General features: G+C 35.4%; 25 protein-coding genes and 1 tRNA gene. 16 read left to right on the top strand and 10 right to left on the bottom strand.

All coding sequences use genetic code 11. The features are described from left to right. The 3 genes from gshB to ruvX all read left to right on the top strand — a co-directional run bounded on the left by gshB (position 1) and on the right by ruvX (position 2,082). Positions 1 to 957, top strand: coding sequence for a glutathione synthase (gene gshB, locus M997_RS06030; RefSeq protein ID WP_064719212.1), 957 nt, complete (start codon positions 1 to 3; stop codon positions 955 to 957). A 142-nt stretch (positions 958 to 1,099) separates the two neighbouring features. Further along, a complete protein-coding gene (locus M997_RS06025; protein ID WP_064719211.1) occupies positions 1,100 to 1,663 on the top strand; it encodes a YqgE/AlgH family protein in 564 nt (187 codons plus the stop codon). Continuing rightward, positions 1,663 to 2,082, top strand: a complete 420-nt coding sequence (gene ruvX / locus M997_RS06020; RefSeq protein WP_064719210.1) for a Holliday junction resolvase RuvX — start codon at positions 1,663 to 1,665, stop codon at positions 2,080 to 2,082. The genes M997_RS06025 and ruvX overlap by 1 nt, the downstream gene beginning before the upstream one ends. 29 nt (positions 2,083 to 2,111) lie before the next feature. On the opposite strand, the gene M997_RS06015 is transcribed toward ruvX, so the two are convergent. Further along, positions 2,112 to 3,113, bottom strand: a complete 1,002-nt coding sequence (locus M997_RS06015; RefSeq protein ID WP_064719209.1) for a type IV pilus twitching motility protein PilT — start codon at positions 3,111 to 3,113, stop codon at positions 2,112 to 2,114. Positions 3,114 to 3,134: 21 nt separating this feature from the next. Between M997_RS06015 and M997_RS06010 the strand changes: the two genes are divergently transcribed. From M997_RS06010 to hemW, 5 genes are read left to right on the top strand one after another with little or no spacing between them, the layout of a single operon-like run. Beyond that, on the top strand, positions 3,135 to 3,833 hold the full coding sequence (locus M997_RS06010; protein ID WP_064719208.1) for a YggS family pyridoxal phosphate-dependent enzyme: 699 nt from the start codon (positions 3,135 to 3,137) through the stop codon (positions 3,831 to 3,833). Positions 3,834 to 3,848: 15 nt separating this feature from the next. After that, positions 3,849 to 4,667 carry a pyrroline-5-carboxylate reductase gene (proC, locus tag M997_RS06005; RefSeq protein ID WP_064719207.1) on the top strand — a complete coding sequence of 273 codons (819 nt, stop codon included), beginning with the start codon at positions 3,849 to 3,851 and terminating at the stop codon, positions 4,665 to 4,667. An 18-nt stretch (positions 4,668 to 4,685) separates the two neighbouring features. Continuing rightward, positions 4,686 to 5,249: a YggT family protein gene (locus tag M997_RS06000; RefSeq protein WP_064719206.1), complete on the top strand. Its 564-nt coding sequence runs from the start codon at positions 4,686 to 4,688 to the stop codon at positions 5,247 to 5,249. Positions 5,250 to 5,259: 10 nt separating this feature from the next. Then, positions 5,260 to 5,853 carry an XTP/dITP diphosphatase gene (locus tag M997_RS05995; protein ID WP_064719205.1) on the top strand — a complete coding sequence of 198 codons (594 nt, stop codon included), beginning with the start codon at positions 5,260 to 5,262 and terminating at the stop codon, positions 5,851 to 5,853. Next, the gene (hemW, locus tag M997_RS05990) at positions 5,846 to 6,976 is read left to right on the top strand and encodes a radical SAM family heme chaperone HemW (protein ID WP_064719204.1); all 1,131 of its coding nucleotides are present in this window, start codon (positions 5,846 to 5,848) and stop codon (positions 6,974 to 6,976) included. Before M997_RS05995 ends, hemW begins: the two co-directional genes overlap by 8 nt. Before the next feature lie 92 nt (positions 6,977 to 7,068). Here the strand turns inward: hemW and M997_RS05985 are convergent, their stop codons facing one another. The 5 genes from M997_RS05985 to trmB form a co-directional block, all read right to left on the bottom strand. Next, entirely contained in the window at positions 7,069 to 8,019 is a 951-nt protein-coding gene (locus M997_RS05985) for a siderophore ABC transporter substrate-binding protein (protein ID WP_064719203.1), read from the bottom strand. 197 nt (positions 8,020 to 8,216) lie between these two features. Continuing rightward, positions 8,217 to 8,954 carry a DUF2884 family protein gene (locus tag M997_RS05980; RefSeq protein ID WP_064719202.1) on the bottom strand — a complete coding sequence of 246 codons (738 nt, stop codon included), beginning with the start codon at positions 8,952 to 8,954 and terminating at the stop codon, positions 8,217 to 8,219. A gap of 57 nt (positions 8,955 to 9,011) precedes the next feature. Then, positions 9,012 to 9,938 (bottom strand): glutaminase B, encoded by a 927-nt coding sequence (gene glsB, locus M997_RS05975; protein WP_064719201.1) that lies wholly within the window; start codon positions 9,936 to 9,938, stop codon positions 9,012 to 9,014. A 73-nt stretch (positions 9,939 to 10,011) separates the two neighbouring features. Beyond that, the gene (locus M997_RS05970; RefSeq protein ID WP_064719200.1) at positions 10,012 to 10,338 is read right to left on the bottom strand and encodes a YggL family protein; all 327 of its coding nucleotides are present in this window, start codon (positions 10,336 to 10,338) and stop codon (positions 10,012 to 10,014) included. Further along, positions 10,338 to 11,057, bottom strand: a complete 720-nt coding sequence (trmB, locus tag M997_RS05965; RefSeq protein WP_064719199.1) for a tRNA (guanosine(46)-N7)-methyltransferase TrmB — start codon at positions 11,055 to 11,057, stop codon at positions 10,338 to 10,340. Before trmB ends, M997_RS05970 begins: the two co-directional genes overlap by 1 nt. Positions 11,058 to 11,275: 218 nt before the next feature. Here trmB and mutY point away from each other — a divergent pair, with 218 nt between their 5' ends. The 4 genes from mutY to M997_RS05945 all read left to right on the top strand — a co-directional run bounded on the left by mutY (position 11,276) and on the right by M997_RS05945 (position 14,090). Next, a complete protein-coding gene (mutY, locus tag M997_RS05960) occupies positions 11,276 to 12,316 on the top strand; it encodes an A/G-specific adenine glycosylase (protein WP_064719198.1) in 1,041 nt (346 codons plus the stop codon). 29 nt (positions 12,317 to 12,345) lie between these two features. Further along, positions 12,346 to 12,618: an oxidative damage protection protein gene (locus M997_RS05955; protein ID WP_064719197.1), complete on the top strand. Its 273-nt coding sequence runs from the start codon at positions 12,346 to 12,348 to the stop codon at positions 12,616 to 12,618. 63 nt (positions 12,619 to 12,681) lie between these two features. After that, positions 12,682 to 13,752, top strand: a complete 1,071-nt coding sequence (gene mltC, locus M997_RS05950; protein ID WP_064719196.1) for a membrane-bound lytic murein transglycosylase MltC — start codon at positions 12,682 to 12,684, stop codon at positions 13,750 to 13,752. A 262-nt stretch (positions 13,753 to 14,014) separates the two neighbouring features. Further along, positions 14,015 to 14,090 (top strand) — tRNA-Phe (locus M997_RS05945). 529 nt (positions 14,091 to 14,619) lie between these two features. On the opposite strand, the gene M997_RS17925 is transcribed toward M997_RS05945, so the two are convergent. Next, positions 14,620 to 14,727, bottom strand: a complete 108-nt coding sequence (locus tag M997_RS17925) for a DUF4225 domain-containing protein (RefSeq protein WP_074379337.1) — start codon at positions 14,725 to 14,727, stop codon at positions 14,620 to 14,622. A 277-nt stretch (positions 14,728 to 15,004) separates the two neighbouring features. Continuing rightward, positions 15,005 to 15,151 (bottom strand): hypothetical protein, encoded by a 147-nt coding sequence (locus M997_RS17430; protein WP_156510809.1) that lies wholly within the window; start codon positions 15,149 to 15,151, stop codon positions 15,005 to 15,007. Between the two features lie 647 nt (positions 15,152 to 15,798). Here M997_RS17430 and M997_RS05940 point away from each other — a divergent pair. Continuing rightward, entirely contained in the window at positions 15,799 to 17,055 is a 1,257-nt protein-coding gene (locus M997_RS05940) for a M20 family metallo-hydrolase (RefSeq protein ID WP_064719195.1), read from the top strand. Here M997_RS05940 and M997_RS05935 read toward each other — a convergent pair. Continuing rightward, positions 17,049 to 17,933, bottom strand: a complete 885-nt coding sequence (locus tag M997_RS05935; protein ID WP_064719194.1) for a helix-turn-helix domain-containing protein — start codon at positions 17,931 to 17,933, stop codon at positions 17,049 to 17,051. The genes M997_RS05940 and M997_RS05935 overlap by 7 nt on opposite strands. Before the next feature lie 267 nt (positions 17,934 to 18,200). Continuing rightward, complete coding sequence (locus tag M997_RS05930; protein WP_064719193.1) at positions 18,201 to 19,397, bottom strand: ROK family protein; 1,197 nt, start codon at positions 19,395 to 19,397, stop codon at positions 18,201 to 18,203. A gap of 208 nt (positions 19,398 to 19,605) precedes the next feature. On the opposite strand from M997_RS05930, the gene M997_RS05925 reads away from it, so the two are divergent. The 3 genes from M997_RS05925 (at position 19,606) to M997_RS05915 (ending at position 23,592) form a co-directional block, all read left to right on the top strand. Continuing rightward, a complete protein-coding gene (locus tag M997_RS05925) occupies positions 19,606 to 20,424 on the top strand; it encodes a purine-nucleoside phosphorylase (RefSeq protein ID WP_064719192.1) in 819 nt (272 codons plus the stop codon). Positions 20,425 to 20,508: 84 nt separating this feature from the next. Beyond that, the gene (locus tag M997_RS05920; RefSeq protein WP_064719191.1) at positions 20,509 to 21,744 is read left to right on the top strand and encodes a nucleoside permease; all 1,236 of its coding nucleotides are present in this window, start codon (positions 20,509 to 20,511) and stop codon (positions 21,742 to 21,744) included. Positions 21,745 to 21,975: 231 nt separating this feature from the next. Further along, positions 21,976 to 23,592 (top strand): M10 family metallopeptidase C-terminal domain-containing protein, encoded by a 1,617-nt coding sequence (locus M997_RS05915; RefSeq protein WP_064719190.1) that lies wholly within the window; start codon positions 21,976 to 21,978, stop codon positions 23,590 to 23,592. The last annotated feature ends 258 nt before the right edge of the window (positions 23,593 to 23,850 follow it).

Here is a 23,850-nt window from a genome sequence, read left to right as displayed (position 1 = left end):
ATGATTAAATTAGGTATTGTGATGGATCCTATTTCATCCATCAAAATCAAAAAAGACACCAGCTTTGCCATGCTATTAGAAGCACAGCGTCGTGGGTGGGAAATTCATTATATGGAAATGAACGATCTTTACCTGCAACAAGGTGAAGCACGTGCTCGTACTCGTTTACTGAGTGTTGAAGAAAATCCAGAAAAATGGTTTGAATTTAGTCAAGAACAAGATATTGCATTAGGATCACTTGATACTATTTTAATGCGAAAAGATCCTCCGTTTGATACTGAATTTATCTATGCCACCTATATTCTTGAGCGCGCTGAAGATATGGGCACGTTAATTGTAAATAAACCACAAAGTTTACGTGACTGTAATGAAAAGCTATTTACTGCATGGTTCCCAGCGTTAACACCAGATACGCTAGTGACCCGCGAAGCTAAACACCTGCGAACCTTCCATCAAAAACATGGCGATGTTATTTTTAAACCATTAGATGGTATGGGGGGAGCGTCTATTTTTCGTTTGAAGAAAGATGACCCTAATGTGGGTGTTATTATTGAAACCTTAACCGATCATGGTCACCGTTTCTGTATGGCTCAAAACTTTTTGCCAGAAATTGTTGATGGTGACAAACGTATTTTAGTCGTGGATGGTGAACCCGTTCCTTATTGCTTAGCTCGAATTCCAGCAAAAGGCGAAACTCGTGGTAATTTAGCCGCAGGTGGTCGTGGTGAAGCTCGTCCATTAACAGAAAGTGATTGGGCTATTGCTCGTCAAGTAGCACCTATTTTAAAACAAAAGGGTCTTATTTTTGTTGGATTAGATGTTATTGGCGACAGACTAACTGAAATTAATGTTACTAGCCCAACTTGTGCGCGAGAGATTGAAGCAGCATACCCTGATGTTTCAGTGACAGGTATGTTGATGGATGCCATTGAAGTGCGCCTTAACAAGAAAAACTAACCTTTAAACATCATTGCTTAAGGGTTTAAAAGCATCTACCTAGCCCCTCTTTATTTAATCTGTATAATTGAAATATAGCGTTTAAATACATAGATAGGGCTAGGTGTTTTAATAAAAATAATCAGGGAATAGTATTATTATTATGAATTTACTTAACCATTTTCTTATTGCTATGCCTTCATTAAGCGATCCGTTATTTCAGCGTTCGGTCGTCTATGTATGCGAACATAATGAAAACGGTGCGATGGGCTTAGTTATTAATAAACCTATTGAAGATATCTCAATTGAGAGTGTATTAGATCAACTTGAGATCTTTTCTACAGACCGAGATGAAGCAATTAGCCTACAAAAACCTGTTATGTCAGGTGGTCCTATTGCCGAAGAGCACGGTTTTATTTTACACACTCCCGTTTCAGGCTTTAGCTCAAGTATCAAAATTAGTGATAGCACGATGATAACAACCTCAAAAGATGTGCTAGAAACCTTAGGAACAGCCAGACAACCCGAAAAAACCTTAGTATCTTTAGGTTACTCAAGTTGGGAAAAAGGCCAATTAGAACAAGAAATTTTAGAAAATAGCTGGCTAACAGTTGAAGCCTCACCTCAAATTATTTTTGATACCCCTGTTGCTGAACGTTGGCATAAAGCAGCTGGATTAATAGGCATCAATATCCATACCATTTCTCCTACTGCTGGCCACGCATAATGTCTAACAGAACCGTTATGGCCTTTGATTTTGGTACCAAAAGTATAGGTGCCGCCATTGGTCAAGAAGTCACAGGAACAGCCAGAGCCTTAGCTTCATTTAAAGCAAAAGATGGTATTCCTGACTGGACTCAAATTGAAAAAATCATTAAAGAATGGCTGCCGGATTTAGTTGTAGTTGGCCTTCCTTTAAATATGGATGGCACAGAGCAACTGGTTACAACCCAAGCCAAAAAATTTGCTAATCGGCTTCATGGACGTTTTGGTGTACAAATTGCACTACATGATGAACGCCTTAGTACTGTAGAAGCTCGTGCCCATTTATTCGAGCGCGGTGGTTATCGCTCGTTAGACAAAGGCAGTGTCGATGCAACATCTGCCGTTATTATTCTCGAAAGCTGGTTTGAGCAACAATATTAAACTTGCTTACCTTTAAATAAACCAACGTATTATCCGCTTATTAAGCCTTCATGTTGCCGTCTTTGGCGGCTTAATGTGAAGGTCTGCATACCATATTCACTCCCTGTTTGTATTAATGTTGTTACTTGATGATATTTTCCTTCTCTAATGAGGTGAGAAATTCCTTGTGTAACTTGCATTATTTCAAAAAGTGCTACGCGCCCACCTTCTGTTGCCGGAACTAATTCTTGCGAAATAATCGCTTTTAAACAACATGCAAGTTGAGATGATATCCATTGCCGCTCAGTTGCACTAAATACATTGGTGACTCGTTCAAGCGTTTGTGCTGCGCCTTGTGTATGCAATGTGGCTAATACTAAATGCCCTGTTTCTGCCGCCATTAATGCCATTTTAATACTTTGTGCATCTCTTAACTCACCTAACATAATGACATCAGGATCTTGGCGTAATGCGGCTTTAATAGCGCTAAGAATATCGCTAACATCACGCCCAACTTCACGTTGATGAATAACGCTTTGTTTATTGCTATGAATAAACTCAATAGGATCTTCTAACGTTAAAATATGCTGACGTTTATATTGATTAAGATAATTGATCATCGCCGCAAGCGTTGATGACTTACCACTTCCGGTTGAACCCGTGACAAGGATCAGTCCATGAGGGCATTTCTCTAACAGTGCTGAAACAGAGTCTGGCACACGAAGTGAATTTAATGTTGGTATCTGTTGATTAATAATTCTGAATACAGCAGAAACCCCTTGCTGCTGCCTAAACAAATTAACACGCAATCGTTGCCCATCAGAGAGCATAATGCCAATATCTATTTGACCTTCATCATCGAAGCCCTGTTTTTGAGAAGAATTAAGGTATGGCATTATCCACACTAATAGCATCTCTGAGGTAATAGGTTTACATTGATTTTGTTGGTAAAGTATCCCATTAATACGTAATCGCGGAACATCGCCACAACAAAGATGCAGATCGGAAGCGTTATGCTTTACACTATAGGTTATTAAATTTTCCATATTCATCTTATTATCTCCTGAGTTGCCATGAATACTATTAAACAGAATCTCGTCAATGTCAGGTCACACATTGACGCAGCTATCCAAAAATGCGGCCGATCTCCAAAAGAAGTTACTCTACTTGCAGTAAGTAAAACTAAACCTACGAGCGCCATTGAAGAAGCTATTGCCTGTGGGCAAACTGAGTTTGGTGAAAACTATGTTCAGGAAGGTGTTGATAAAATCAATTATTTTGCTAATAACAGCACACTTATTTGGCACTTTATCGGTCCTTTACAGTCAAACAAAACACGCCTTGTGGCTGAACATTTTCACTGGTGTCACACCATCGACAGATTAAAAATCGCACAGCGATTAAGTGATCAACGCCCAAGCTCGTTACCACCATTAAATGTATTAATTCAAATTAATATCAGTGATGAAAATAGTAAATCGGGTATTACATTGACTGAGCTTGATGGGTTAGCAGCACAAATTTCAATCCTACCTGGCATAAAATTACGTGGTTTAATGGCGATACCTGCACCTGAAAGCGATTACAACAAACAAGTTGCTGTATTAGAACAAATGAATATCGCTTTCAAACAGTTACAAATGCAGTATCCCAATATTGATACATTATCTATGGGTATGACTGATGATATGGAAGCCGCAATCGCTTGTGGTTCAACATTAGTTCGTATTGGAACTGCTATTTTTGGCGCAAGAGATTACGCCAACAAGTAAAAACTAGAGGTTAATATGGAACATCGCAGCATCGCCTTTATTGGCGCTGGAAATATGGCTCATGCCATTATTGCAGGACTTATTAATGGTGGATATCCGGCAAAAAAAATCACTGTTACAGCACCTTCTGCAACGAGGCGAGAACCGTTAGAAAAAGAGTTTGGTATTCATAGTACTGATAACAATATAAAAGCAGTTCAAGAAGCTGATGTTATCGTACTCGCAGTGAAGCCCCAAATGATGGCGGATGTCTGTAAGCCATTACAAAATATCGATTTTAGTAAAAAATTAGTACTGACTATTGCAGCAGGTATACCCGCTGCTCGCTATAATGATTATTTGGCTACAACCTTACAACTCATCCGTATTATGCCAAATACACCTGCATTAGTAGGTAAAGGCTTAAGTGGTATGTTTGCACAAGTCACTATTTCATCCCAAGATAAACAATTTGCTGACGAGCTAATGAAAAGTGTTGGCTCAACCGTTTGGGTAGAGAAAGAATCGGCTATCAATGATATTATCGCCGTTGCTGGTAGTGCACCGGCTTATTTTTTCTTGTTTATGGAGTCGATGCAAAAAGAAGCTGAACGTCTTGGCTTTGCTCCTGAAGTTGCAAGAGCAATAGTGCAACAAGCTGCGAGTGGTTCAACCGCGTTAGCTGAAAAACAAAGCACATTACCTTTTTCAACACTGCGTGAGCAGGTAACGTCAAAAGGTGGAACAACCGCTGCTGCACTAGCAAGTTTTTATGAAGGTAAATTGCCCGAAAATGTCGCCTCTGCTATGCAGGCTGCGATACAACGAGCGCAAGAAATGGAAAAACAGTTTTAATTTCATCAGGGCTAACTAATGAATTTTTTAAATTTTGTCATTCTGACTATTATTCAACTCTATACCGCAGTGCTGCTATTACGTGTTTGGATGCAGTGCGTTAGAGCTGATTTTTATAATCCTTTTTCACAATTTGTCGTGAAAGTTACACAGCCAGTTATTCGCCCATTAAGAAAAGTGATCCCTTCTATAGGGCCTATTGATACAGCCTCTGTAGTATTAGCATATATCTTAATTATTTTAGAAATAATTCTTCCATCTTATTTATCTGGCGCTGGTGGAGCAATACCTTTCACCTTAGTCTTGCCTTTCGCATTTATCGAATTATTAACAGCGGTAGGTAAAATCCTATTCTGGTTAATTATCGTTCGTGCAATTCTTAGCTGGGTAAGCCAAGGACGTAATCCTATTGATAGTTTGTTATTTCAATTAACTGAGCCATTAATGGCACCAATCCGCCGAGTAATCCCAGCAATGGGTGGATTAGATTTCTCAGCAATGATCGTTATTCTTATTCTTTATGCCCTGAACTATTTACGTGTAGATGTTTTGCAGTGGCTACTTAGTGTCACCCTTTATTAAGGAAAAACAAATGCAAAAAGTTGTTCTTGCCACGGGAAATCCCGGAAAAGTAAAAGAATTAGCATCTTTACTTGCCGATTTTGGCTTAGATATCGTTGCTCAGACTGATCTTGGTGTTGATTCTGTTGAAGAAACAGGTTTAACTTTTGTTGAAAATGCACTGATTAAAGCGCGTCATGCAGCCAAAGTTACTGGGTTACCAGCTATTGCCGATGATTCAGGTATTTCTGTTGATGCATTAGGTGGTGCTCCGGGTATTTATTCGGCACGTTATTCTGGCTCTGATGCAACAGATCAGCAAAATCTTGATAAATTGCTTGAAGCAATGAAAGATATTCCAGCGGAAAAACGCCAAGCGCAATTTAACTGTGTTTTAGTTTATATGCGCCATGAGAATGACCCAATTCCATTAATTTTTCATGGTATTTGGCATGGTGTATTAACTACAGAAATGCATGGTGAAGGTGGCTTTGGTTATGATCCTATTTTCTTTTTACCTGAGTTAAACTGTACTGCCGCGCAATTAACCAGAGAGCAAAAAAATCAATTTTCACATCGTGGAAAAGCCTTAAAATTACTGTTGGATGCCCTTAAGAATGCTTAAGCTGCCACCACTTAGTTTGTATATTCATATTCCTTGGTGTGTACAAAAATGTCCTTATTGTGATTTCAATTCACATACGTTAAAAGGTGAAGTACCACATAAGGAATATGTGCAGCATTTATTAAATGATTTAGATGCTGATCTTATTCATATTGGCTCTCGTGAAGTACAAACTATCTTTATTGGTGGTGGTACTCCCAGTTTGTTAAGTGCCGAATCAATGGCAGACCTGCTTTATGGCGTAAAACAGCGCATTGCTGTTCACCCTAATGCTGAAATTACTATGGAAGCGAATCCAGGTACAGTTGAAGCCGAGCGTTTTGCTGGCTTTCAACGTGCTGGTGTTAATCGTATTTCTATTGGTGTTCAAAGCTTTGGCGATGACAAACTTATTCGCTTAGGCCGTATTCATGGCGCAGAAGAAGCTAAAAATGCAGCGCGACTTGCAAAACAATTGGGGCTACGTAGCTTTAATCTCGATTTAATGCATGGGTTACCCGATCAATCATTACCTCAGGCACTTTCGGATTTACAGCAAGCTATTGAGTTATCACCACCTCATCTTTCTTGGTATCAATTGACCATTGAGCCTAATACTCAATTTGGATCTCGCCCACCTAAATTACCTGATGATGATATGTTGTGGAATATTTTCTCTGAAGGAGATAAATTACTTACAGCAGCAGGATACCAACAATATGAAACCTCGGCTTATTGTAAGCCCGGTTTTCAATGTCAACACAACCTTAATTATTGGCGTTTTGGCGATTATTTAGGTATTGGCTGTGGAGCTCATGGCAAAATCAGTTTTGAAGATGGTCGCATTATGCGAACAGTAAAAACTAAGCACCCAAAAGGTTTTATGGAAGGACGTTATCTCGACCAACAAAACTTTGTTGATAATGATGACCGTCCATTTGAATTTTTTATGAACCGTTTTAGGTTATTAGAAGCATTTCCAAGACAAGATTTTAGTGATTATACGGGGCTTTCAGAAAGCACTATCCGCCATCAAATTGATGAAGCTTTAGCATTAGGTTATATCAGCGAAACAGAGACACATTGGCAAATTACCCCCCATGGTAAGCTTTTCCTTAATTCACTGTTAGAGCTATTTTTATAATCGCTATTGTAAAATAAGTTAATTACTGACAAATAAAAACACCCATACTGAGATAAACAATATGGGTGTTTTTGTAATTGATAATATTAATCTTAAAGAGCGTTTTCTACCGCTTCAATTTGTTTTGTTAAGCTATCTAATCCACCACCAGAGAGATACCAAAGGTCGGCTTGTAGATAAACAATTCCACCCTTTTTATAGGCTGATGTTGATTTAATTACATCATTTTCAAATGTTGCTTTTTCTAATTTGTCAGCACCGATAGCTTCACTGCGATCTATAATTAAAATTACATCAGGATTAGCTTTAGCAATCATTTCAGATGTGACTACACGACGTTTACCTTTTTCTTCTTCAGAAACAGGTGGTAATTCTGCTCTTTTCACTTTTACTACATCATAAACAACATTTTGATTATTCTGCATTAGATTACCAGCGTTATGCAGTAAAACTAATACTTTTTTATCAGACTCTGCTGCTTTCTTTTGAGCTTGTTCAATAACTGTATTTAGTTTTGAAATTTGCTCTTTAGTTGCTTCTTCTTTATTAAATAACTCACCCATTAGCTTAATATTAGCTTCGACAGAATTAAGATAGTTCTCGCTATTAGTCCCTAAATTAACTGTAGGTGCAATTTTAGCTAATGCTTCATAAGAAGCACCTTGGCGACCAGTGATAATAATTAAATCAGGTTTAATTTCAGCCAGCTTTTCTAAGTCAGGTGCTTTCATGCCACCTACATTGACTACATTATTTGCAATACTTCCTTTAATATAAGCAGGTGCATTACCTAATGGTAATCCTATTACTTTATCGGCTAAGCCAAGTTGAACTAAGGTGTCATACAAACCGAAATCAAATAACACAACTTTAGATGGATTTTTATTTACTGCTGTTTCGCCTAACACATGTTTGATCACTAATTTGTCATTCTGTTGGTTAACAATTTGGTTAGGTTGATATTCGATAGGTGTTTTACTGAGTGCAGAAAAACTGGTTACTGAAAAAATAGATGCGATAACTAAAGGAAGGATCTTTTTCATTAACTTAGCCCTGTTTAAGTGGAATACTCAAACAGGGCATTCTAAACGGCTATGCTCACAAGTCAATTGAATAAGAATGATTTTCATTGTTATTTTCAATTAATGTGAATTATCAATTTATAAAGCTTATTGATTATAAGGATAATATTTTCGTGCTCTTATCATCCTTATTTTCCTTTTTTATTAGCGTGTTATTGCTATTTTTTTAACGAGTTAATTAATTCAACACGTTGATTTTCCATTTGCGTTATTTTGCTACAAGCTTGCTGACCAAACTGAGAAAATGCCGCTTCTTGTTGTTTCCATTCTTTATCTATAATTTTTTGAAAGCCTTCAAGGTTTCCTAATAACCCACCCAATGCTTTCTTACTATCACCACTAGTGGCGGCTAACAGTTGCTTTTTCCCAAGCTCATTGATGCTATCTTGCAACATTCCACCAAGACTACTTTCAATTATTTCACGGCCTTTTAATTCAACCTGTTTAATTGCTTGAGAATGGAAAGTAATATTGTTTGGCTCTATTGTTATCACTGTATCCATTTGTTGATTAAGATTTTTTTCTAATGTTTTTAATCGATTAAGAATATTACTTTCTTTACCAAAGGCCTCAATAACCACTTGATCTAATACTTTACGAGACTCTTGTAATTTAGCGCCAGTTTCTGTTCTTAACCAAGGGATATCTTGTCTTACTGTCGCTTGGAATTTTTTTGCTAATGCTTGTTGTTGTGCTGTTAGTGTTTTGCTTTTTTCATTTTGCAGTAGCGTTCCATCAGGGTAAATCACCAGTAATCCACTAGAACCCGCAACTTCGACAAACTCAGGGGTAATACGTAAATCATCTTTTGGTGTAACCGCACAATCAAAACTGGGTGCAGCTGTTGCCGAAGTTGCAACAAAAGTCAGTGCAACAACTAATTTTTTAAAACCCATAACAACTCTCCTGAAAAGCGTATCTAAAAACGTTTTATTTATAGCTGTAAATAACGGTTAAAATATAGACCGCCCTACTTTGTTGGCTAATAACTCAAGCGCAGCACAACCTGCTAAGGAATTACCTGACTTATCCAGCTCTGGTGACCACACCGCAACCGTAAAAGCATCAGGTACAACCGCGATAATACCACCGCCCACACCCGATTTACCGGGAATACCAATACGAAATGCAAACTCACCTGCACCATCATACATTCCACACGTCAACATTAACGCATTTATTTGGCGAGTTTGTCTTGGCGTAATAATCTGATTTTTATTAACCACACTCACGCCTTGATTTGCCAAATAACTAAAACAGCGTGCTAATTCAATACAACTCATCTCAATAGAACAATAATGAAAATAAGTTTCTAATACAGTAATAACATCGTTATCGAAATTACCAAAAGATTTCATTAAATAAGCAATAGAAGCATTACGACTAAGATGTTCCATTTCTGATTTAGCCACAACGGAGTTATAGCAAATATCCTGTGTATCAGTAAGAAAACGAATAACCTCTAGCATTCTTTGCTTAGGCGCACTTAAACGTGATTGCAACATATCTGTGATAATAATCGCACCCGCATTAATAAAGGGATTTCGAGGAATACCTTTTTCCATTTCTAACTGTATTAATGAATTAAAAGGTAAGCCAGAAGGTTCTTTACCTACTCGCTGCCAAATTTCATTTTCTTCATAACGAGTTAATGCCAATGTAAGACTTAATACTTTAGAAATGGATTGAATAGAAAAACGTTTATCCGCCATACCCGACTGATAAAGCTCGCCATCAACGGTATATACCGCCATTGCTAACTGTTCGGGAGGCACCTGAGCAAGGGCAGGAATATAATTTGCTACTTTTCCTTGTCCTATTAATGGCCGAATTTGTTGCAGTATATCTGACAGTAATGCGTTAGATAACGTTGTAATCACAATCCCATCCCTATACAGACAAGGGCACCCAATTGGATGCCCTTGTTATTATTTCTAAATTTATAAAATTAAATCAATCCCACCAAACATCGAATAATTCAGATGTTTGTACATCTTGCATATTTTTCTCTTTGAGGAATTTTTCAACAAGTTGGCGATGCTCTTCTGTACATTTACCAATTTGTTGTAAACAAATTAAACCTTCCCAACTCAGGTAGCCACTTGCATCAAATGCTAGCCCATTAGGCTCAATGACATTGAGGATCAGCTCATCAACAAAGCTATCGACTTCGTCAATTGGGGTATTTTCTGGAAAACTCCATTTAACTGAAAAACCTAATTCCTGAAATTCATCGATACGCAACTTTTTGCGTAAACGGCGACTACGTTGTTTAGCCATTATTTTACCCTCTTAAACATAAGATCCCATACCCCATGCCCTAAGCGATGACCACGTTTTTCAAACTTGGTCACAGGACGGGTTTCTGGGCGCGGTACATAATCCTGAGTTTCTGACAAATTCTGATAACCATCAACACTTGTCATCACTTCAAGCATGTGTTTTGCATACGGCTGCCAATCTGTTGCCATATGAAAAACACCTTCTGATGTTAGTTTTCTTAAAATTAATTCTGCAAACGGCACTTGAACAATGCGTCGTTTATTATGACGCGCTTTGTGCCACGGATCAGGGAAAAACAACTGAACCATTTTTAAGCTGTTATCTGGGATCATGTTATTGAGCACTTCAATAGCATCATGACACATAACTCGCAGATTACTGACTTGTTCTTCTTGCGCAGTTGCAAGACATGCTCCCACCCCCGGGGCATGAACCTCAATACCGAGATAATTATTTTCAGCCGAATTTTTTGCCATTGTCACAAGCGAAGCGCCCATGCCAAAGCCAATTTCTAATATAACGGGAGCTTCGCGTCCAAAAACCTGACTGAAGTCGATGGGCTCCGGTTGATATTCAATGCCAAAAATAGGTAATTGTGTATCTAAAGCCTGCTGTTGACGAGGTGTTAGTCGCCCTTGGCGACGAACAAAGCTACGCACACGCCGTAAAGCACGGCCCTCTTCATTGAATTCCGGAGAAATTACATTATTGATCATGTCTAATACTGTCAGTCGTTAGGCCAATTGTTTACTTAATACCGTTATAATGTCGTTGCACAATAAACTTAGCCGACATTATCCAAAGATCCCTAAGTTTAGCAAGAGTCGCCTTTATAAGCACCACTCTATAAGATAAATATTAAGAGTGTTTACAGTTTATTCACTCTGTGGTGCAATCTTACCCTTAATTAGAAGATGAGTTAATAAAACAAAATATGATGGAAGCACTGCAATTTTCGCACGTCGTACTGGATTGGTATCATAAATACGGGCGTAAAACGTTACCGTGGCAGCAAGAAAAAACGCCCTACCATGTCTGGTTATCAGAAGTTATGTTGCAACAGACACAAGTTGCGACTGTTATCCCTTACTTTGAGCGTTTTATTGCACGCTTTCCTGATATTCAAGCATTAGCACAAGCACCTCTTGATGAAGTCCTACATCTATGGACCGGCCTTGGCTATTACGCGAGAGCAAGAAACTTACATAAAGCAGCACAACACATTGTAGATAAACACCAAGGGCTGTTTCCTGATACCTTTGATGACGTTTGTGCATTACCCGGAGTTGGTCGCTCTACTGCTGGCGCGATTTTATCGTTATCACTTAATAAGCACTATCCTATTCTTGATGGTAATGTTAAACGCGTTTTAGCTCGATGCTATGCCGTAGAAGGCTGGCCAGGTAAGAAAGAAGTTGAAAACCAGTTATGGAAAATTAGCGAACAAGTCACACCAGCTGAAGGTGTACAATATTTTAATCAGGCAATGATGGATTTAGGGGCTATGGTCTGTACTCGTAGCAAACCTAAATGTGAATTATGTCCATTAAATACCGGTTGTATTGCTTATGCTAAAAGTAATTGGGCTGATTTTCCGGGGAAAAAACCGAAAAAAACCATCCCTGAGAAAACAACTTATTTTCTTATTTTACAGTATGATAACCTTGTCTGGCTGGATAAAAGACCACCAATGGGTATATGGGGAGGGCTTTTTGCATTTCCTCAGTTTGAAACAAAAATGCTTTTAGAACAGTGGTTAACCGAACATGGGCTCGATAATAATGAAACTGAACAACTGATTTCATTTCGACATACCTTTAGCCACTTTCATTTAGATATTGTGCCAATTTGCGTAAAACTCTCAACGTTGACTTCTATGATGGAGGCGCAAAAAGGACTTTGGTATAACTTACAGACACCTGCAACCGTAGGGCTTGCAGCACCTGTAGAGAATTTACTTAGACAATTAGCCTAAGCTAATCCCTGCGATATTGAGGATTTATTATGAGCAGAACTATTTTTTGTACTTTCCTAAACAAAGAAGCTGATGGACTTGATTTTCAGTTGTACCCAGGAGAAATTGGAAAGCGCATTTTCAATGAAATATCAAAAGAAGCATGGACACAATGGATGACCAAGCAAACCATGCTTATTAATGAAAAAAAACTTAACACCATGAACCCTGAAGATCGTAAATTATTAGAACAAGAAATGGTGCGATTTTTATTCGAAGGCCATGATATTCAGATTGACGGCTACACCCCTCCTGAAAAATAATAATCACTTTTCCAGAGCCTCTAAGGCTCTGGTCTTTTATTCACCAGAGCGATGTAATTGACTATGAAAAAAATCCTTCTCTTGCTCATTATCGCCCCGCTACTCATTTCATGTAGTAGTAAGCCGACAAAAACATTTGAGCCAGATTACACCAAAGACACTAATGCTTTTGATATTCTAATGGGCCAATTTGCTAATAATATCGAAATGATTTGGGGTATGAAGGAAGTTTTAATCGCAGGGCCTAAAGACTACGTCAAATATACGGATGCTTATAAAACTCGTAGTCATATTAATTTTGAAGCGGGAACTATTACTATTGAAACATTAGGTAATGATGCGCCTCAATACCAATTACATAAAGCTATTGTAACTACTCTACTTATGGGTGAAGACCCCGGCTCTATCGATCTCTATTCCGACGTTAATAATATTCCTCATAGTACAGAGCCTTTCTTATTAGGTCAGGTACTTGATAATACGGGGCAATCTATACGTTGGGAATGGCGGGCGAGTAAGTTTGCAGATTATCTTATTGCTAATAAATTACAAAAACGCCAATCAGGCGGTAATACCATTTGGTTTGTTACCCTGAATTTAGTCCCAAATCACCTTGACCAACGTGCTCATAAATATTTACCTCTAGTTCAACAAGCGGCGGCAAAATATGGCGTAGAGCCTTCACTGATCCTCGCTATTATGCAAATTGAGTCTAGTTTTAACCCTTACGCTGTCAGTAGCTCTGATGCATTGGGATTAATGCAGATTATGCCAGCAACGGCAGGTCGTGATGTTTTCCGTATGCAAGGTAAATCAGGGCAACCAAGCCGTAGTTATTTGTTTGACCCCGCTAATAATATCGATGCTGGTGCTGCTTATATTTCGATATTACAAAATAGTTACCTTGGTGATATCAAAGATCCCGTATCGCGTCGTTACGCAGTCATACAGGCTTATAATGGCGGTGCAGGAAGTGTATTACGTGTCTTCCATAGTGATAAAAAACAAGCGGCTGTAATAATTAACAAACTAGAGCCTACTGAAGTTTATACAACATTACGTAATAAGCACCCTGCTGATCAATCTCGTCGTTACTTAGAAAAAGTGAGTACAGCACAACGAAATTACCGTTAATTGCTACTCAATAACTACTTATAAAGCTTACCCAACGTAATTTGGGTAAGCTTTTTTATAACTGATACATAATTATTTTCTCACTAAACTTCTATTTTGCGATTTTCTTATCATACAAAAAATATTTTTAGCTCTATTTTTTATCTTTTTTTAATAAAACTAGCGTTTTATTAATCAATAAGTTTAAAAAAACAGCAATCAAACGATTTTGTGATAAATAACGTTGACGAGCAAGCTGTTATCGGGTTTAATACGCCCCGTTGCCCGGATAGCTCAGTCGGTAGAGCAGGGGATTGAAAATCCCCGTGTCCTTGGTTCGATTCCGAGTCCGGGCACCACTATTTAGAAGAACCAGCCTTAGGGCTGGTTTTTTGCTTTTGGAGTTTCATCATTTTCAATGATTAATCTCCGCGCCTTCCTAGAACTCAAAATCTCTTTTATCACATTACTTTTTAGCTTACTCACTCAAAATGTCATTTTTCCTTTAAGTTATTTAAATGTTATGGTGATTACATCCTATGAGTGGCTACAGTATTTAGATAGTAACCCATCCTCTTTTTAATATAATGATTTTTTAAATTAATCTAATAAGAGTAACTTAAAATAAATTTAGCTTTAGATAAACATGAAGTTTAATTATATAAAAATGGAAAAATTAATGTCTAATAATATTTATTTAAGAATAAATGGAAATGTTCAAAGAAATATTTCAGCCGAATATTCTTCATACACACACTAGGCAATAAACACCAAAGCTCTCACTTAAATGAAATATTAGTTATAGCATCTACATTTGATATATCGAGAAGAAAAAATTTAAGCCATGCTCCTCTTTCTATAACCAAACATTTTGATAAATCTATGCCACTACTCATTCTCACCATAACCTACCGTTTTAGCAGCTGCTCTATATGCCTTTCTTACAGGGGCGTTATAATCTTCTCTGAATAATAAATAATATCCATTTTCAATCATACTGAGAGACCATTCCAACTTCTAAAATACTGGCATAATGCCTCAATAGACCCCACTTACAAAGCCCACTTGTTTTAGTACTAACTTACTGTTTTTTCGCTTTCTTCTTTTCACGTATTGTTTCAAGAACGGTATATTGCATTACACTTCGCTTTTTTAGTAAGTTATCCTGTAATTCTAATCTTTCAAATTCATCAGAAATATTATCTAACCCTGTTGATAAAATTAAGCAGTAACTATTTACCTCTAACTATGTTCTAGCAATAAGTTGTTCTATTTAATTTAAAAACACCATTCTTACTGAAGCATCACCAATATATTGATAGGAAAATTTCGTTGCTGTTTTTCTTAAATAAATAGATTCTCTTTTTAATATATCTCTATATATATCACTGTAACTATAGTCTAGTTCAAGCTCGGACATCTTTTTAATATCCTTATTTAATATCCTTATTTAATATAATAATTTTAATAAATCCCCACCCTATTTATTGGACATTATAGCGTAATATTTAAAAGTTCACATCAATAGCGTAAAGTTAATTTTCTACTTAGTAGAAAAACAAAATCCCATCAAGCTAAAATAAAAATAAAAATAAAAAAAGACTATAAGTTCGAATATATAATACAGAGCATATTTTTTAATAATTAAAAACTTAATTATATAAATAAAATTTTATATTAAAATATCCTTAAGTGCTCTTTTTTATTAAGAAAAAACTGTAATTAAAATTATAAAACAGCCATCATTATTAATTGTTATTTTATTTACAAATCAAAAGCATAGCTTTAAATATATTTAAAATAAAAAAAGAGATCGCTTTTATAACATTTATCATACAATTTAAGTTCATTTAAGAAATAACCTAGCTATATATAGCTTTTTAATTAAAACCTACCTCACATAATATAAAATTCACATTATTTATCATTGACGAAATAAAAACTAATCAGTAAATATAATAGGCATTGATTATAAAAATAGTGACCATCTCTAAAGATGGCTTTTTTAATCTTAAAACTGTCTCATTTTTTAGACTAAATTTTAAAAAAACCACGGGAGAGCCGATTATGACTCAACAAAATACAGCAAATAACTATTCAATTGATGACATGAAAGCATTGATTGAATCAATGAAAATCTACAAAAAAGATAACAGTGGCAAAGGAATAACTCGAATTGCCTATGGCGAAGAGGACGAAGCCGCTCACCTTTATCTTGCTAGTTTAATGAAAGAAGCAGGACTGGAAGTTTATCGTGATGGTATTGGTACGCTTTATGCGCGCTTACCAGGAAAAGATCGTTCACTTCCTGCTGTTGGTACAGGCTCACACCTTGATACAGTGCCACAAGGTGGTGCTTACGATGGCGCATTAGGTGTTATTGCGGGCTTTTATGCTTTAATGCAATACAAGCCGCAACAACTTAATCGCGACCTTGAATTAGTTGTTTTTCGTGCTGAAGAGTCCAGTCGATTCGGTTTTTCCTGCATTGGCAGCAAAGTATTAACAGGTAAAATTGACCGTGCACGTTGGGAAAATAACAAAGATGACGACGGTAATAACTATTTTGAAGTTTTAAAATCATTAGGTTATCAGCATGATGATTTAACAAGTTGTTTAGTGAAACCAGACCGCTATAGTGCTTTTGTTGAACTTCATATTGAGCAAGGTAAACGTTTAGAAAACGATAAAAAAACAGTGGGCATTGTCAACGGTATTGCTGCCCCTACTCGCTTTTCAGTTACTGTAAACGGCCATGCTGATCACTCTGGTGCAACACCAATGTATCAACGTCAAGATGCGTTAGTAGCAAGTGCTGGCATTATCACTGACCTTAATCACGCGGCCTGTACAGAAGCGGTATATGGCACGGTAGGAACGGTGGGCAAACTCAACGTTGTTCCTAACTCCATGAACGTTATTCCTGGGCAAGTTAAATTCTCTGTTGATATACGTGGTATCGATACAGAAAGTATTCAGCGTGTAGTCGAACGTTTAAATAATAGCGTAGAAAAAGCAGTAAAAGACTTTGGTGTATCTATTGATGTTCAACCCGTTTCTGCTGAATCCCCAGTTAAATTAGATGATTCAATTTGCCAAGTTATCGAAAGCTTATGTCAGAAAAATGAAATCAGCTATATGACCATGCTAAGTGGCGCAGGACATGACTCAATGAACATGGCATCACTTTATCCAACAGCGATGATCTTTACACCATCTGTTGCTGGCATTAGCCATCATCCAGATGAATTTACTGAATTTAAAGATATCGCTGTAGCCGCTGATTTATTAGCTGAAACCTTAGGTACTTTGGCTAATCAGTAATCTTTTACAATCTCTTTTAATAAGTTAATTGCATCATTCCCTTTTGTTGCCTTTAACCATAACTTATCAAAGAGAGATTGATATTGAGAGATGGCTTCGGTTGATGAAGTTACCGTCGCAATGCCCGTACTAACATTAGGAAATTCACCTAAACGGAACGGGCTGACGGCTAACGAAAGTGGCGATTTATCCTGATAAAAAAGTTGGAATGTAAGAGACGGCATCGTATCTGAAATTATCGCAATATTAAGATAACTATTTTTTTGCTCTAATTTTTCAATTAAATGGATAATTTCATTTTTTGCTCGTTGCTTTCTTTCGTACTGCACAGATTTAGTTAAATTAACCGAACCCAACATGCCGACATAAAGAAACTTTTCAATTTGCTGTTGGCTAATTAGGTTATAAATATGTGGAGAATGTAATGACTGGTGCTTTTTTCGCTCTTTTAAGATAGATAAAACTTCTTCTTGTTTTTCTGATAACAAATTTAAAGGTGAAGCTTCGGTCAGCATTTCAACTAATGTTTTATCATAAGTATCTGATGTTAATAAATAAGAAAAAGGTTCGAAGTGGGTATAAATATGTGAAGATTGAGACTCTAATTGACGCATTCGCTCAAAAAAACCATTAGCACTAGAGTAATACTCTGTATTAATACCCAATAAACTACTCAAAGAGGTATTTAATAATCGAGCAAGGTTATCGAGAGTTTCAATTTTAACAATTTCGCCTTTTTCTAACCGATAAACAGCAGCGCGAGAAATACCTAAATTTTCTGCGATATCTTCAGCTTTTAGTGAAGATGCAATGCGATAAGCGCGAAGTCGATAACCAATAGCTTGGTAATCAATTTTTTCTCTGGGAATATAAGGCATGTTTTCATCTGCTCCAAAATGCTCAGAGGCATCGGGGTAAAGGAACGAACATAACAGTATGTTGATTTGAGTAGTTTAAATTAAACAAAAAATAAAAAGAATCATCTTCTTCACAATGAGATAAATTAAAGGAGTTTTAATCCTAAATATTGTCAATACAACAGAAAATGCCTCCTCAGGGGCAAAACCACCAGGGTTTATGCTATAAAAAATACGATAATAAAAAACTAGAAAGGCGTTGTGATCAATTTACAACGCCTTTTCTAATTAATTAACTAAATGCTCTAATACCATTGCTCCTGCACCTTGCGATACAATTTCATAAGCATGATTTGCAGGATAAATTTGTGTTTTAATCTCTGGAAATAGCGTTAATTTATTTTCAATTGTTTTTTTAACAGTAGAAAAGAAATTGTGTTTAGGGATCAAAGTACCACCACAAACAACAATATCAGGCTGAAGCATTAAAATTGAATTTGCAATAGCAAGCCCATAAAAATAAGCCGCCTCTTCTAATACATCAATACAAAGTGGGTCACACATTTCTATCGCTTGAAATATTGCGTGATAAGTTATTTCTTCGTCTTTATCAATTAATGATGTTAATACTGAATCTTTTCCACGACGTATTTGATGTGTAACATTATCTTTTATTGCATCTAAAGAACAAAGTGTATTTAAACAACCATACGAGCCACATTCACAAAGAGAGCCTTTCACATCAATAGTCATATGTCCAAAGCAATTTATTGCACGAGAAGTATCTGTTAAAAACTGATTACCAATAATAGCGCATCCTCTTACTTCCGTATCACAAGAGGTAAATAAAAAACGTTGAGTTTTTTGACGATAATATAAACGATATTCAGCTAGTGCAGCAAAATTAACACCACTGCCAACAGTAACGTAAGTTGGAATTTCTTTACGTAATAATGTTTCAAACTCGCGAAACTCTTCATCTAATGATTTAAATGCAAGTCGATGTTCAACAACATGTTCAATTGAAATACCTAATCCTAATACTTGGTGATAACTCGTATTATTTTTTAGTAATAAGCTATCTATTTGTGGCAGAAGTCGCTGGGTCATCTCGGATGCAGACAAATAAGGCTCTGGTGCTAACTTTATTTTATCTAACATATTAAGTTTTAGATCCATCAACACAAGAGTGGAATAAACTTTACTTAACTCAATACCAATTAAAAACACCCCTTCAGTATTAATATTATATAAAATAGGTTTTCTTCCACCGGTGGATTCGCCTAATTCTGCAGTAGTAATTAATTCCAAATGGCAAAGCTCATCAAGTAGTCGTGCGCATGTTGCTGGTTTCATTTGCGCTAATTCGGTTAATGTTTCTGTTTTTATCGGGCCATTTTCTGCGATAAGTTTATAAAGGATCTTTAATTTTAATGCTTTTGATTGCTTCGAAGATTGAAGTTCCTTTAAGTTTTTCAATAGCATAACTATTTCCTTTATAAAATTATCAAATATAAAACTCAAGAGATGTCGCTATCTTACTGTAAAAAAAGCAATAGTTCCTTAATCTAAAGCAGCAACATGATCTTAATCTCAAAATGAGAAAAAGTAAGTTGTCCATTTCTATTTATCAGGCAAAGTATCGTTAATACTGACTTAAAGAATTAATGACTATTTACCCTGAGGAAATAACATGCACCAGATTACAGATATCAATGAAGCTAAAGCCTATGTTCAATCCCATACTTCACACAAACCAACAATTGGCATTATTTTAGGATCGGGTTTAGGGCCATTTGCTGACACATTAGAAGACGCTGTACATATTCCTTACAACAACATTCCACACTTTGCCGCTTCAGGTGCTGTTGGTCATGCTAATGAATTAGTGATAGGAAAAATTGCAGGTAAAACGGTTGTAGCAATGAAAGGACGTTTTCATTACTACGAAGGTGTATCACTAGATGATGTTACTTTTCCTGTGCGAGTAATGAAAGCACTTGGCGTAGAAAAATTAATTATTACCAATGCTTGTGGAGCGGTTAATACAGATTTTAACCCAGGTGATCTGATGTTAATAACTGATCATATCAACCTTACTGCTAACAACCCATTAATGGGGCCAAACAATTCAGAATTAGGTGTTCGCTTTCTTGATGTAAGTGAAGTTTATAACAAGGCTATGAGACAAACTGTAATCAATATCGCCAAAGAACAAGAGATCACATTGCGCCAAGGCGTTTATGCATGGTGGACAGGCCCTACTTATGAAACGCCTGCCGAAATCCGCATGATTAGAACACTGGGTGCTGACGCTGTTGGTATGTCTACTGTACCTGAAGCTTTGATCGCTCGCCATTCAGGTATTGATACTATTGGTATTTCATGTTTAACCAATATGGCATGTGGTATTTTAGAACAACCTCTTAGCCATGATGAAGTTATTGAAACCGCAGAACGAGTAAAATCGACATTTTTAAAATTAATTACTGAAGTCATTGCCCGCCTATAACTTTATATCAATAAAAGAAAAAGAAGATCTCAGATAGCTGCCTGAGATTTTCTTAACTCTATATCCCCAACAGTGGAGATTGTTATGGGAATAAAATTACAGCTTAAAGGCATGATGTTTATGCAATATTTTATCTGGGGAAGTTGGTTAATAACCCTAGGTGCATACATGATGCAAACTCTAAAATTTACGGGTGTAGAAGTTGGATTAGTTTATGGCTCTAAAGGCATTGCAGCCCTTATTATGCCCGGTTTATTAGGTATAATTGCCGACAAATTTATTCCTGCTAATCGCTTATATATAATTTGTCATCTTATTTGTGCTGTTGCTTTATTCTATGCTGCTTCTGTTACAGATCCTTCTATCATGTTTTGGGTAATGTTAATTAATGCAATGGCATTTATGCCTACTATTGCTTTATCTAATTCAATTGGTTATTTTTGTTTAAATAAACATAATCTTGATTCTATTGCTAATTTTCCACCTATTCGCGTTTTTGGCACTATAGGTTTTATTATTGCAATGTGGTGTGTGAGTTTATTCAAACTCGAATTAAGTAATATACAATTATATATTGCTGCTTTTGCATCATTATGTTTAGCTCTCTACTCATTGTGTTTACCTAAAATTCCTACAGCACAACATAAACAATCAACATCTTGGGCTTCACGTTTAGGCTTAGATGCATTTGTATTATTTAAAAAACCAGTTATGGCAGTATTTTTCTTATTTGCCATGTTATTAGGTGCCGTTCTTCAAATTACCAATACTTTTGGTAGTCCATTTATTCATGATTTTGCTAAAAATCCGGAATTCGCAGATAGTTTAATTGTTCAATACCCTTCTATTTTATTATCTGTTTCACAAATGGCTGAAGTTGCCTTTATTCTGGCAATTCCTTTTTTCCTTAAACGTTTTGGTATTAAAAAAGTCATGCTAATTAGTATGATTGCCTGGACTCTACGTTTTGGTTTCTTTGCCTATGGCGACCCATCACCTTGGGGCTTTGTTCTATTAATGCTCTCAATGATTGTTTATGGATGTGCTTTTGACTTCTTTAATATTTCAGGCTCTATCTATATTGAAAATGAAGTTAAACCAGAAATAAGAGCAAGTGCTCAAGGACTATTTATGACCATGGTAAATGGTGTGGGTGCTTATGCTGGTGCAATTATTAGCGGGATGATTATTGACCACTTCACTATAAATGGTGTAAAAGATTGGCAATCCATATGGTTAATTTTTGCTTCATATACATTAATATTAGCAATTATATTTACATTTGCATTTAAAGAGAAAGAAAATAAAACTTATGCATAAACGATACAATCGTAAATATTGATACTTTCGTTGTTTAAATTTAAATGATAATAAATCCATAAAAGATTTATTATCATTTTTTATTTGAATATCTTTTATATAAATAAAATTAATAACCTCAAAATTAAAACAATGTTTTTTCTTTATTTAAAGAATAATTATCTTTAAAATACAAATCAAAACATAGCTAGTTAATTATTTTATAATAATATAATAAGGATATTATATATTATGAGTGATAATCATAAAAAGAAACCATTAGAATTTGATAATATTATTAATTTAATTAAAAGTTTTAAGCCACTTAAAAGATGGATTAAATATGAATCTCAAGATGATTTTACAGAAATCACATTCAGCTTTCCAAATTGGAGTGTTTTAAGAGAGAATAAATATAAAACAATAACAACATTGAATAAATCTCAACAGGATCTGGCAAAGTATGTTTTACAACAATGGTCAGATATCGCTAATATAAAATTCATTGAAAAGAATAATAGCCATGATACTAATATTAAATTTGGCGTTTATAATAATATAAATGAACTAACGAATGATACTCATCATTCCATTGGTGGAGCCACTTTTTTTCCTCAAAACAATATCAATAAAAATAAAAAAATAGCTAAAGTTGAAGATTATAGTAAAGGAGGGCAAATTTGGCTAAATATCTCTGAAACTTATTTATTAAAAATAATAAAAAAATCAGAGATGACTGAACATCAAAGAATAAAAATAAATAAATTTAAAGAAAACTCAGATGATATAACTACTTATTTTGAAGAAATTAATGACAGAATTATTCTATATATAAATAAAAATAGTAATGCACACATTAATAACGATATATTGGCGCCCCAAAAAGGTAGCTATAAAGAATGTACATATAGGCATGAATTAGGTCATGCACTTGGCCTACCACATACATTTAAATCTGGAGAAGAGTTTAAATATTCTGAGCAAAATAGCTTAAAATATTCTGTTATGGCCTATAACTATCCAAAAGAAAAAGATGCCAATTTTAACTTTAATTATCCTATGAGCCCAATGTTAGTTGATATTTATGTTATCCAAAAATTTTATGGTAAAAATATGTCAACAAGAATAGATGATACTATTTATGGTTTTTTTTCAAATACTCAAAGAGATTTTTATACTTTAAAATCACCTAAAGATGAATTAGTTTCTTGCATCTGGGATGCTGGTGGTATTGATACCTTAAATTTTTCTCAATATAACCATGTACAAAAAATAGATCTTAATCAAGGTGCATTTTCTGACATAGGAGGATTACGAGGTAATATTTCAATTGCATACGATTCTATTATTGAAAATGCGATAGGAGGAATGGGAGATGATACAATTTATGGTAATGAAATAAATAACTGTCTTTATGGGGGCGAAGGTAACAACATTCTTTTTGGTCATAATGGAAACGACACACTGTATGGAGGAAATGGTGGTGATGCGCTTTATGGCGGTGAAGATAATGACTTTCTTTATGGTAATAGTGGTAATGATATACTTTGTGGTGGTAATGGTATTAATGAACTCAGTGGTGGAGAAGGTCGTGATATATTTATATTCAATTTTTATAATAAAAGCAATAGCCAAAATATAATTAGAGATTTTGAAAAAAATGACGATTTTATTGTATTTGTTGATGAGGATGGAATTAACTTAAATATTGATAAATTAATATCAAATAATGAAATTTATTTATCAATGAATTATCAAGAGATAGATAATATAACAACGATAGTATTAAACAACAAAAAAAACTTGAGTTTGTCTATTTTAAAAGTAGAGATTTTAGGAGAATTTAATTACGAGGACTTATTTAATTAATTATTATAGTAAAAATCCCCAATGAAAAGATAAAGCGAGTAGACTATAACATGGCCTAAATTAAAATTTAGGTCTAATAACACTCTAATAAAATTTAATTTAAGCAAAACAAAACTTAAATATATTTTAAATATCAACCATAAATAATCACACTAAAAAAGATCTCCTCCGTTAAGATAACATTCTAGTTTATTTACTTTATTAAACTATTAGTATTTAAAACACACCTTACTTCACAATTATTTAAAATCATATTTT

The sequence above is a fragment of the Proteus hauseri ATCC 700826 genome, from assembly GCF_001654965.1.
GTDB lineage: Bacteria > Pseudomonadota > Gammaproteobacteria > Enterobacterales > Enterobacteriaceae > Proteus > Proteus hauseri.
This window is presented reverse-complemented; position numbering and strand designations above follow the sequence as displayed.